Origin of the sequence: Nocardia sp. NPDC047648 (assembly GCF_040642815.1) — a bacterium.
GTDB classification, from domain to species: domain Bacteria; phylum Actinomycetota; class Actinomycetes; order Mycobacteriales; family Mycobacteriaceae; genus Nocardia; species Nocardia gamkensis.
The window spans coordinates 245,972-257,198 of record NZ_JBEYSX010000002.1 but is presented as its reverse complement, the minus strand read 5'-3'; the positions used below and the strand labels follow the sequence as shown (position 1 = coordinate 257,198).

12 protein-coding genes are annotated in these 11,227 nt (G+C 69.6%); 5 read left to right on the top strand and 7 right to left on the bottom strand.

Annotated features, from left to right (window positions below):
- Nucleotides 1–53: 53 nt before the first annotated feature.
- Both ABZ803_RS05605 and ABZ803_RS05600 read left to right on the top strand, forming a co-directional pair.
- Complete coding sequence (locus ABZ803_RS05605; RefSeq protein ID WP_357033357.1) at nt 54–1,016, top strand: DUF1702 family protein; 963 nt, start codon at nt 54–56, stop codon at nt 1,014–1,016.
- A gap of 10 nt (nt 1,017–1,026) precedes the next feature.
- Nucleotides 1,027–1,830 carry an SDR family oxidoreductase gene (locus ABZ803_RS05600; protein WP_357033354.1) on the top strand — a complete coding sequence of 268 codons (804 nt, stop codon included), beginning with the start codon at nt 1,027–1,029 and terminating at the stop codon, nt 1,828–1,830.
- A 66-nt stretch (nt 1,831–1,896) separates the two neighbouring features.
- Here the strand turns inward: ABZ803_RS05600 and ABZ803_RS05595 are convergent, their stop codons facing one another.
- The gene (locus ABZ803_RS05595) at nt 1,897–2,334 is read right to left on the bottom strand and encodes a hypothetical protein (protein ID WP_357033351.1); all 438 of its coding nucleotides are present in this window, start codon (nt 2,332–2,334) and stop codon (nt 1,897–1,899) included.
- 98 nt (nt 2,335–2,432) lie between these two features.
- Here ABZ803_RS05595 and ABZ803_RS05590 point away from each other — a divergent pair, with 98 nt between their 5' ends.
- Both ABZ803_RS05590 and ABZ803_RS05585 read left to right on the top strand, forming a co-directional pair.
- Complete coding sequence (locus ABZ803_RS05590) at nt 2,433–3,002, top strand: WHG domain-containing protein (protein WP_357033349.1); 570 nt, start codon at nt 2,433–2,435, stop codon at nt 3,000–3,002.
- A gap of 85 nt (nt 3,003–3,087) precedes the next feature.
- Nucleotides 3,088–3,456: a hypothetical protein gene (locus tag ABZ803_RS05585; RefSeq protein ID WP_357033346.1), complete on the top strand. Its 369-nt coding sequence runs from the start codon at nt 3,088–3,090 to the stop codon at nt 3,454–3,456.
- A 115-nt stretch (nt 3,457–3,571) separates the two neighbouring features.
- Here the strand turns inward: ABZ803_RS05585 and ABZ803_RS05580 are convergent, their stop codons facing one another.
- On the bottom strand, nt 3,572–4,849 hold the full coding sequence (locus ABZ803_RS05580; RefSeq protein WP_357034297.1) for an MFS transporter: 1,278 nt from the start codon (nt 4,847–4,849) through the stop codon (nt 3,572–3,574).
- A 276-nt stretch (nt 4,850–5,125) separates the two neighbouring features.
- Here ABZ803_RS05580 and ABZ803_RS05575 point away from each other — a divergent pair, with 276 nt between their 5' ends.
- Nucleotides 5,126–5,401, top strand: coding sequence for a hypothetical protein (locus ABZ803_RS05575; protein ID WP_357033343.1), 276 nt, complete (start codon nt 5,126–5,128; stop codon nt 5,399–5,401).
- 9 nt (nt 5,402–5,410) lie between these two features.
- Here ABZ803_RS05575 and ABZ803_RS05570 read toward each other — a convergent pair whose 3' ends face one another.
- The 5 genes from ABZ803_RS05570 to ABZ803_RS05550 form a co-directional block, all read right to left on the bottom strand.
- Nucleotides 5,411–6,175, bottom strand: coding sequence for a 3-oxoacyl-ACP reductase (locus ABZ803_RS05570; protein ID WP_357033341.1), 765 nt, complete (start codon nt 6,173–6,175; stop codon nt 5,411–5,413).
- A gap of 26 nt (nt 6,176–6,201) precedes the next feature.
- The gene (locus tag ABZ803_RS05565) at nt 6,202–7,563 is read right to left on the bottom strand and encodes an aldehyde dehydrogenase family protein (RefSeq protein WP_357033338.1); all 1,362 of its coding nucleotides are present in this window, start codon (nt 7,561–7,563) and stop codon (nt 6,202–6,204) included.
- Nucleotides 7,560–8,306 (bottom strand): gamma-glutamyl-gamma-aminobutyrate hydrolase family protein, encoded by a 747-nt coding sequence (locus ABZ803_RS05560; RefSeq protein WP_357033335.1) that lies wholly within the window; start codon nt 8,304–8,306, stop codon nt 7,560–7,562. The genes ABZ803_RS05565 and ABZ803_RS05560 overlap by 4 nt, the downstream gene beginning before the upstream one ends.
- On the bottom strand, nt 8,287–9,651 hold the full coding sequence (locus ABZ803_RS05555) for a glutamine synthetase family protein (RefSeq protein WP_357033332.1): 1,365 nt from the start codon (nt 9,649–9,651) through the stop codon (nt 8,287–8,289). The genes ABZ803_RS05560 and ABZ803_RS05555 overlap by 20 nt, the downstream gene beginning before the upstream one ends.
- 140 nt (nt 9,652–9,791) lie before the next feature.
- Entirely contained in the window at nt 9,792–11,180 is a 1,389-nt protein-coding gene (locus tag ABZ803_RS05550) for a lipase family protein (protein ID WP_357033329.1), read from the bottom strand.
- Nucleotides 11,181–11,227: the final 47 nt, after the last annotated feature.

The window sequence follows — 11,227 nt, the reverse complement described above, 5'->3', positions numbered from 1 at the left end:
CAGCGCCGAGCCGCGCCCGGCCCAAGACTCCTCCCCGACGATTGGAGAACTCCATGCCCTCGCCGTTGGGTCCGCTGCGCGCGGCCCTCTTCGTCCCCAGTCCGGCCGGTGTCCGCACGGTGCTCAGCGGATTCGAACAGCCCGACCAGCACACCGCGCTGGAACTCGAGCAGGTGACCATGCACCTGGTCGGCGGCATCGACTCCGCGGTCCGCAGCTCGGACAACGACGAACTGATCGCCGCGCTGCTCCAGGTGCCGCCGAAGTACCGCGGGTTCGCCTATGAAGGCGCGGCGGTCGGCCTCACCGCGATCGACTCGCTGTCGCCCGGCCGGCGCGCCGCCGATCTGATCGACGGCCCAGCCGGTGATTACGCCCTGACCATGTACGTGGGTGTCGGCCTCGCGATGGCGAAGATCCCGAAGCTCCGCTGGAAGAAGCTGTTTCCGCAGCATCCGCTGTTCCGCTGGCTGGCCATCGACGGGTACGGCTTCTACAAGGCGTTCTTCCAGATGCAGCGCTATGTGCGGGACAAGCACGTCGAGACCCGCTACCCCGGCTGGCTCGGTGACCGGGAGAACTTGAAGCGCATCGCCGATCAGGGCATGGGCCGCGCGCTGTGGTTCATCGGCGGCGGCAATCCGGCCGGTGTCGTGCGCCTGATCGGCGAGTTCGACCCGAAGCGGCACGCCGATCTGTGGAGCGGCGTCGGCATCGCCGTCACGTTCGCGGGCGGCGTGCAACCGGCTGCCATGGAGGAACTCTGGGATGTGGCCGGTGAGTTCCGGCCGCAGCTGTCGCTGGGCTCGGCCATGGTCGCGCGCATCCGGCAGCAGACCAACAGCGTCAACGAGCACAGCGAGGCGGCGGCGCAGGTTTTCTGCGGGACCAGCGTCGCGAAGACCGACGCGCTGATCGAGAGTTCGCTCGACGACCTGCCCGACGACGGCACCTCCGGCACCTACCTGCTGTGGCGGGATCGGATCGCCGATATCGTCACCGCGAGCCGAGCCTGAGGGTCACGAGATGGCACGGGTCAGGGACTGGGTCGGCAAGCACGTCATCGTCACCGGTGGATCGGAAGGGATCGGCGCCGCGGTGGCGGAGGTCTTCGCGCGGCGTGGCGCGCAGGTCTCGATCATCGCGCGCCGGAAGCTTCCGCTGCGCGACACCGCGAAACGATTGGGTGCGGACCGGGCCGCCGCGGACGTGACCCGTCCGGACCAACTCGATTCGGCCATCACGGAATTGGAGCAGCGCAACGGGCCGTGCGACGTCATCGCCTGCTGCGCGGGACTCACGCTGCCCGGACGGTTCCTCGAAGTGGACGCCGGCGAGTTCGAGGTGCAGATGTCGGCGAACTATCTCGGCGCGGTGCACGCGGTGCGCCGGGTGCTTCCGGGGATGGTGCGGCGGGGCGGCGGGAAGATCCTGCTGGTCAGCTCGACTTCGGCGTTTCTCGGGATCACCGGCTACACCGGTTATGGACCCACCAAGGCGAGTATCCGGCAGCTGGCGTTGTGCCTGCGCTACGAGGTCGAGCCGAAGGGCGTGGACGTCACGGTGATCTATCCGGCCGACACCGACACCCCGGGGCTGGCGATGGAGAATCAGCGAAAGCCGGTGGAGACCAAGGCGATCACCGGTTCGATCGAGCCGATGTCGGCCCGACGGGTCGCCGAGGCCGCGGTGCGGGGAATGGAACGCGGGCATCACCACATCGCCCTCGACCCTTTGACGCGGTTCTTCCTGGCCTGGGCGAACCTGCCCGAGGATCTGGCGCGGCCGTTCATGCGCCGCACCATCGCGAAGGCGCTGCGCGGCAACTGAATCCGGCCACGCGAAAGACCCGCTCGCACATCTAATTCGGATGTGTGAGCGGGTCTTTCGCCATGTTCACCCGATGATGACGACCACGCAGGCCGCGATGAAGAGCACCTGAACCAGACCCCGCAGCGGCAGCGGCATGGTCTTGATGCCCAGTTCCGCGCGAGCGGCGCGGATGTTCGCGGGGAACAGGGCCAGCAGCAGGGCGATCAGGCAGGCCGCGGCCAGGTCGGCGGTCGCCGGGATCAGCACGCCGATCGCGCCGGCCGATTCGAGGACGCCGGTCAGCGTCACCAGCGCGGGCGCGTTCGGCAGCCGCGGCGGCACCATGGCGATCAGGGCGTCGCGGCGCGGCTGGAGGAAGTGCGCGCTCGCCGTGAGGACGAGCATCGCGGCCAGGCCGAGTGCGGTCGCGTGCGCCCACGAATCGAGCCAGCCGTTGCCGGTCAGCCGGCCGATGAGCCGGGCGAGTGCGGTAACGGCGACGAGGACAACCAGCGGGGCCATCGGATCTCCTGTGCATCGAGAGCAAATCTTGACAGTGGAAAGATTAGGCTCGCCGCCGCAAACTTGTCAATGTCTAGATGATCGGTCACCATCGAGGGATGGCGAAGGACGGCTACCACCACGGAGATCTGCGCGCGGCGCTGCTGACCGCGGCCGCCGAGCGGATCGCCGCCGACGGCGTGGACGCGCTCTCACTGCGCAACCTGGCCCGGCACGCGGGCGTCTCACACGCCGCGCCCGCCCACCACTTCGGCGATCGGGCCGGTCTGCTCACCGCGTTGGCCACCGAGGGTTTCGACTTGCTGGCCGAACAGCTCGCGCGAGCCGGCGAGGACTTCCGCGAGGTCGCGGTGGCATACATCCGCTTCGCGCGCGAGCACCCCGGGCACTTCGACGTGATGTTCCGGCACAGCCTCTTACACGCGGAGGACGCGGCTTTGCGCGCCGCGCGCGAACGGTCCGCGCTGGCGCTGCGCTCCGGCGTCGCGGACCTCCAACCGGGCCACGTTCACGACCGGCAGCAGGCGACCCAACTCGCCGCATGGTCGCTGGTGCACGGCTTCGCTTCGCTGTGGCGCGAAGGGGCACTGCATAATTCATCACTGGCCGCCGATTCCGATCCGGAGGCCCTGGCCCGCAAGATGTTGTCGACCATCCGGTTCGACTGACCGGAAACCGGCTTGCGCCGAGCCGCCACCGTGCTATCCAGAGACCCGGAAGGAGCGGGCGGCCACTCCCAGCTGCCATCGACACATGGACATCCACGCCTACCCGACCGAGGCGGCCACACCGGTGGACCTGACCGAAGCACACCGGATCGCCGACCACCACTTGGCCAACGGCGACTATGCCGATCGCGGAATCAGCTACCACCTGACCGAGTTCGACACCTGCTTCGTCGCCGTCGCCACCTTCCCACGCCCGCCGCAGGCCGATCCGGCCAGTCCGCCGGTCATCGTCGGCGGTTCGGTCTGCGTCATCGACAAGCCCACCGGCGCGGTCTCCTACTGGCCGACCTACCCGGCCGACCTGGTGGCCGACCAGTACGCGACCGCGCTGCGAGACGGTCGCCTGGTCATCGAGGACGACTGGCCCGCGGACGACGAGTCGCCCTCGGCCTGACCGAATGGTCCCGACCGCGGGTGGCTTCCGGCGAGGTCCGCTGGAATTCACCGCCGGGTGCCGCACCGATCTCGGCAGCGTGTAGCTGGCCGCGCGGTGGCGCGTCCGGCGTGGTTCAGAACGCGGGCTGGGCAGGGAGGTCCGGGTCCGGGGTGGGTTCGCCCGCGTCGGGGACCTCGGTGCCGCGTAGTGAGGTGCCCGCGGTCTCGCGCAGGTAGTTCCAGGCGACCAGGCCGATCAGGGAGGCGCCGACCATGTAGAGGGCGGGGAACAGCGTCCAGCCGGTCGCCTCGATGACGGCCTCGTTGATCAGTGGGGCGGTGCCGCCGAAGACCGCGGTGGAGACGTTGTAGGCCAGCGCGAAACCCGCGTACCGGACATGGGTCGGGAAGATCGCGGGGAAGGTGGAGCTGATGGTGGACAGCTGCGGCACGTACAGCAGTCCGAGCACGATGAAGCCGATGATGGCCCACGCGGTGCCCTGCCCCATCAGCCAGTACATCGGCACCGCGAGCACGGCCAGACCCATCAGGGAGAACAACCACATCGGGCGGCGGCCGACACTGTCGGACAGCCTGCCGAAGAACGGCAGCACCACCATCATCACCAGCTGCCCGAGCAGCATCATCGCGGTGGTGGCCGACTCCCCCATCCCGATGGTGTTCTGCAGATAGGTGGGCTGGTAGGTGAGCAGCGTGTAGTTCACCACGTTCAGCGCGACCACCAGGCCGGCCAGCGTAAGCGTCTCGCGCCGATAGGTGGTCAGCACTTCACGCAGGCCACCGGCCGGACGCTTGTGCTCGGCGACTTCGGTGAACACCGGGCTCTCCGCCAGCTTGGCCCGCAGGTACCAGCCGGTCAGGCCGAGCGGGATGGCGATCAGGAACGGGATGCGCCAACCCCATTCGTGCATGGTGTCCGAACCGAGCGCGAGCTGGAAGGCCAGCACGGTCGCGGAACCTCCGACGAAGCCCGCGAGCGTGCCGAACTCCAGGAAACTGCCGAGGAAACCGCGTTTGCGATCGGACGCGCATTCGGCGAGATACGTGGCGGCGCCGCCGTATTCGCCACCGGTCGAGAAGCCCTGCACCACGCGCAGCAGGATGAGCAGGATCGGGGCCAGCACACCGACGGACGCGTGGGTGGGCAGTACGCCGATGGCTCCGGTAGCGGCGGCCATGAGCAGGATCGTGGTGGCCAGCACGGCTTTGCGGCCGATCCGGTCACCGAGCGGTCCCCACACCATGCCCCCGAGCGGCCGCAGGACGAACGAGATGGCGAAGCCGAGCATGGTGCCGAGCGTGCCCAATTCCCCGGGGAAGAAGGCGTCGGTCAGGTAGGTCGCGGTGGCGGCGTAGACGCCGTAGTCGAACCATTCCGTCGCGTTGCCCATGGCGGAGGCCGCCACGGAACGCCGCAGCGGGAAACTCTCCGTTGTCCGGTCGGTCACGTGCACGTCCTCTCCAGTCCGTCCACGGACCTCGGTTCGTTCCACCTCGGGCTACGAGAACCGAAGGTGTGGCACGAAACAGACCGTTACCCAGGATCAACCCCCGGCAAACAGTCCCGGACCCAGGAAACCCACCGAAGCGGTTGCGCTGACCTGCGACTGAGTCGTCAATTGTGATGTCAGTCACAGCAAGTCGCAGCGCCCGCGGCTATCGGCCCGGTGTCGTGGCCGACTCACCGGCCGCCCGCACATCTGCGCGGGCACGTCGAGGGCAAACTCCTCGCGCGCATCGCCGTGGTGCATGCGGCGCTGCCCCATCTGGCGCAGCGCGGTTCGATCACGCTGGTGTCGGCGGCATCGGCGGGCTGCTCGATGCCGACCACAGCGGCGCTGGCCGCGGCCACACCGGTCGGGCGCGTCGGCACCGCCGACGACGTGGCACAGGCGATCGTGCTGCGCGTCGACGGCGGCGCGCGCTCGGGTGCGCCGAAATAGGTCCCGGTCCTACAGCGGCGTCACGTACGCGCCCGCGATGCCGCCGTCGACCAGGAACTGCGATGCGGTGATGAAGGAGGAATCGTCGCTGGCGAGGAAGGCGACGGCGGCGGCGATCTCCTCCGGTTCGGCGAACCGGCCGAGCGGAACGTGTACCAGACGCCGTGCGGCGCGCTCGGGGTCCTTGGCGAACAACTCCTGGAGAAGAGGGGTGTTCACCGGTCCCGGGCACAGCGCGTTCACCCGGATGCCGTTGCGGGCGAACTGCACTCCCAGTTCCCGGCTCATCGCCAGCACGCCGCCCTTGGAGGCGGTGTAGGAGATCTGCGAAGTCGCCGCGCCCATCACCGCGACGAAGGAGGCGGTGTTGATCACCGAGCCCTTGCCGCGCTCGAGCATGTGCCCGATGGCGTACTTGCTGCACAGGTACACGGAGGTCAGGTTGACCTCTTGGACGCGCCGCCACGCGTCGATGCCGGTGGTCAGGATCGAATCGTCCTCCGGCGGTGAGATGCCCGCGTTGTTGAACGCGATGTCCAACCCGCCGTAGGTGTCGACCGCGGTCTGGAACAGCGCCTCGACCTGCGCTTCCTCGGTGACGTCAACCTGGACGTACCGCCCGCCGACCTCCGCGGCGGCCGCTTCGCCGCTCCCGGCGTCGATATCCGCGACCACGACCTTCGCCCCCTCCGCCGCGAAGCGACGGACCGTGGCCAGACCGATACCGCTCCCGCCGCCGGTGACGACGGCGACTCGATCCTGTAAGCGCTGCAACGTATCTCCTGTCGGATGGGCGGGTGTCACTGCGTGGCGAGGAAGACGTTCTTGGTCTCGGTGAAGGCCAGCGCCGCGTCCGGGCCGAGTTCGCGCCCGAGCCCGGACTGCTTGAAACCGCCGAACGGCGTCCAATACCGCACGGACGAATGCGAATTCACCGACAGGTTGCCCGCCTCCACACCGCGGGCCACGCGCAGCGCCCGGCCGACGTCCCGGGTCCAGATCGAGCCGGACAAGCCGTAATTCGTGTCGTTGGCGATGCGCAGCGCGTCGGCCTCGTCCTCGAACGGGAGCACCGCGACCACCGGGCCGAACACCTCCTCGGTGAGCACCCGGTCGGTCGCAGCCCCGGGCAGCACCACGGTCGGTGGATACCAGAATCCCGGTCCGTCGGGCGCGCTGCCGGTGAACGCGACTTCGGTGGACGGTTGCACGAACGCGGCGACGCGCTCGCGGTGCGCGGCCGAGATGAGCGGGCCCATCTCGGTGGACTCGTCGGACGGGTCACCGACCCGCACACCGCGCACCGCGGGTTCCAGCAGTTCGAGGAAGCGGTCGAATACGCTGCGCTGCACCAGGATGCGGGATCGGGCACAACAGTCCTGCCCCGCGTTGTCGAAGACGCCGTAGGGCGCGGTCGCCGCCGCCTGCTCGAGATCGGCGTCGGCGAAGACGATGTTCGCGCTCTTGCCGCCCAATTCCAGCGTCACCCGCTTCACCTGCCGCGCGCAGCCCGCCATGATCTGCGTGCCGACCTCGGTGGAGCCGGTGAACACCACCTTGCGGACGGCCGGGTGGGTGACGAAGCGCTGCCCCACCACCGCCCCCTTGCCGGGCAGCACCTGGAACACGCCATCGGGCAGGCCCGCCTCGAGCGCGAGTTCGCCGAGCCGCAGGGCGGTCAGCGGCGTGACCTCGGCGGGTTTCAGCACGACGGTGTTGCCCGCGGCGAGCGCGGGCGCGAAGCCCCACGCCGCGATCGGCATCGGGAAGTTCCACGGCACGATCACCCCGACGACGCCGAGCGGTTCGTGGAAGGTGATGTCGACCCCGCCCGCCACCGGAATCTGGTTTCCCAGCAGGCGTTCCGGCATCCCGGCCGCGTAGTGCAGGACATCGCGGACGTTGCCCGCCTCCCATCGCGCGTTGCCGATGGTGTGCCCGGAATTGACCACCTCGAGCCCGGCGAGGTGCTCCAGATCCGACTCGACCACCTCGGCGAACCGGCGCAGCAATCGCGCCCGGTCCCCCGGCGACACCTCCCGCCACGCGGTCGCGGCGTGCTGGGCGCGGGCGATGGCGGCGTCGGTCTCCGCTTCCCCTGCGAGTTCCACGGTGGTGACCACCTGCTCGGTCGCCGGGTTGACCACCTGCGCTGTCGTCACCGGTCGCGCTCCCTTCCATAGGTCTCCGCCGCTGCCACCAGTGCCCGGACCAACCGGCGATCGGTGACGTCGGCCTCCGGGTGCCACTGCACACCGACCAGGAACGCCCCGTCGGTGGATTCCACGGCCTCGATCGTGCCGTCGGCGGCGTACGCGGTGGCGGTCAGGCCCTCGGCCAGCCGGTCGACGGCCTGGTGATGGTGGCAGTGCACCTTCAGCTCCGGACCGGCCAGGCGGGCGACGCGGCTGCCCGCGATCGTCAGCACCCGGGTGGCGGTGAACCCGCCCTCGACGCCGGAGTGCTCCTCGTGACCGACGACATCGGGCAGATGCGGGATCAACGTGCCGCCGAGCGCGACATTCGCCAGTTGCAGGCCGCGGCACACCGCGAGAATCGGCAGGCCGGCGGCCCTGGCCAGCTCGAACAGGCCGAACTCCGACTCGTCGCGGTCGGGCCTGGTGTAGCCGGGTATCCCCGCCGAAGAGACACCGTAGCGAGCGGGATCCACGTCCGCGCCGCCGGTCAGCACCAATCCGTCGAGCCGCCGCACCAGCTCGGGACGCGCGACGCCCGCGGGCGGCAGCAACACCGGGATACCGCCCGCGGCCGCCACCATCTCGACGTAGGCGTGCGGCAGGACCGCGCCCGGCAGATCCCACGCGTTGAACCGGGTCCGCTCCACATAGGTGGGCAGGCCGATCACGGGACGGGCTCCCGCGACCTCAGAGTCGTTCGAAACCACGGATACGCTCCCAGTCGGTGACCGCGGCGTCGTAGGCGTCCAGCTCGACCCGCGCCGCGTTGCGGTAGTGCTCCACTACATCATCACCGAAGGCCGCGCGGGCCACCGTACTGCCGGAGAACAGCTGGGCCGCTTCGCGCAGCGTCCGCGGCACCCGGGGGCGTTCGGAGTGGTAGGCGTTGCCGCGGAACTCCGGCTCCAGCGGCAGCCGGCGATCGATGCCGTGCAGTCCCGCCGCGATCAGGGCGGCCACGGCCAGGTACGGGTTCACGTCGCCGCCGGGCACCCGGTTCTCGAACCGCAGCGAATGGTCCTCGCCCACCACGCGGATCGCACAGGTGCGATTGTCCCGCCCCCACGCGATCGCGGTGGGCGCGAAGCTACCGGCGGCGAACCGCTTGTAGGAGTTGATGTTCGGCGCCAGCAGGTAGGTGAACTCGCGCAGGCAGTCCAGCTGGCCCGCGATGAAATTCCGCATCAGCGGCGACATGCCCTCCGCCCCGTCACCCGCGAACACCGGCTTGCTCGCGTCGTCGCGCAGGCTGAGGTGGATGTGACAGGAATTGCCCTCGCGCTCATTGTATTTCGCCATGAACGTCAAGCTGCGCCGCTCCTGGGCCGCGATCTCCTTCGCGCCGGTCTTGTAGATGCTGTGGTTGTCGCAGGTGACCAGGGCTTCGTCGAATCGGAAGGCGATCTCGTGCTGGCCGGGGTTGCATTCGCCCTTGGCCGACTCGACATACATTCCGGCGCCGTCCATCTCCTTGCGGATGCGGCGCAGCAACGGTTCGATCCGCCCGGTGCCCAGCATCGAGTAGTCCACGTTGTACTGGTTGGCCGGCGTCAGCCCGCGATACCCGGCGTTCCAGGCCGCCTCGTAGCTGTCGTCGAACACCAGGAACTCGAGTTCGGTCCCGACGAACGCGTGCAGGCCGCGCTCGGCCAGCCGGTCCAGCTGCTTGCGCAGCACCTGACGCGGCGAGGCGGGCACGGGCCGTCCCTGCGGCACCACGTGCTCGACGTCGCACAGCACCAGCGCCGTGCCCGGCCACCACGGCGTCGTCCGCAGCGTCCGCAGATCCGGTCGCAGCACGACGTCCCCGTACCCGGTCTCCCAGGACGACAGCGCGTACCCGTCGACGGTCGTCATGTCGACGTCCACCGCGAGCAGGTACCCGCACGCCTCGGTGGCGTGCTCGACCACCTCGTCCAGGAAATAACGTGCCGCGCAGCGCTTTCCTTGCAGTCGCCCCTGCATATCGGTCATGGCGACCAGCACCGTGTCGATCTCGCCGGTGTCGACCCGGTCCCGCAATTGCGCCACACTCAGCATCCCGCTACGCATCCACGACCCCTCTCGGCACCAACCGTGCTCACGCTAGAGCAAAACGGACACCTTTGTGAGGCGACACCCGAATCTCGTCCGCACGGCGTGCCGGTGCGGGATCAGGCCAGCTCAGCGGCACTCGCCGGCGCGAGCAGAGGTCAGGACAACGGATTGCGGAGGGCGGCGGAGAGGAGGGACGGGCGGCGCGATCGGGGGCGCGCCATCACCGGCGGGCGCGCTCCACGGATCGGCCGTCCCAGCCACATGCGGGCGAGCAGGGCCGCGAAACTCAGGTGACCGCTCAGCGCCGGACCGGCGAAGGCAAGCGACCACCGGGTCCACGTACCGGCCGCGGGCAGCTCGCGGCCGGTGAAGCGACCGGCGAGCCAGTCGACCATCACCGGCAGCGCAAGGAACTGCAACAACAGATGGGTACTGAGCCGATCGCGCAGGTAGCGCACGTGGACGCCCGCTTCGACGTAGCGCGCGACGTGGCCGTCGACGTCGGCGGCCGCGATCACCTCGTCGTACACACCTTGCAGCACGAGCATGGGCATGGCGGGCGCCCGGCGGCCGGGGTGGATGTCGTCGAGGATCCGCCGCAACCCGTCCTGCTCGATCATGGCGGCCAGCCCCGCGTCACTGTGTTTGTCGATGTCGCGCCGGGCGAAGCGATACAGCAGCGGGAACGTCGCGATGGTCTCGGTCTCGGCCAGCCAGCCCAGATACCGCGCGTCCAGGTGGGCGCGCAGCATGCGGTCCAATTCGGGGTACCCGCGGCGCAGTCCGGCGGTGAAGACGGCCGCGAATCCCGCGAAGAGCGTGCCGTTGAGCCGGACGAACGCGGCCGCCGGATCACCCACCGGCGACCCGGCCACCGCGCCGACGACATTCAACTCGGGCGCGTACTCGGCGGCCGACTCCGCGGCCCAGGCGGTGGCCAATCCCCCGCCCGAATATCCCCACAGCGCAATGGGTGTAGCCGGATCCAGACCCAACGGCAGGAAGGCGAGGGCGGCGCGGACCGCGTCCAGCGCGCGATATCCCGGCTCCCTGGCCACCCCGAACCGGCCTGCCGTTCCGCCGTGATCCGGAACCGACACCGCCCAGCCCCGCGCCAGCGCGCTGACGATCAGCGGCAGCTCGAGCTGCGGAATCGAACCGGCCGCCCGCGCTCCGCGCCGAAGCGAATACGAGGGTAGGCATTTCGAGGCGACCGCGTCGATCGCGCACTGGAAGGAGACCAGCGGGCGCGGCTCGGCCGGATCCGCGCCCCACGGCAGCAGCACGGTGGTCACCGCGACCTCCGGGACACCATGCAGATCACAGGTGCGATAGAGCAACTGCCATGCCGAGATACGCTGCGGCACAAGACCGAAGAATCCGATCTCCACCACGCGCGTGCGGACGATCGCGCCGGGGCGCAGGCGCCCGACCGCGGGCGGTGGGACGTAGAACGGATCGTCTTCGGGCAACATCGGCCGCTCCGAGAACGCCGCAGGCTCCGGCGGCACCGGGCCGCCGTCCCATTCGAGCTCCACACTCATCCGGTTTTCCTTTCCGACGGCACGGCCGTGATCGCGGGCGCCGCCGT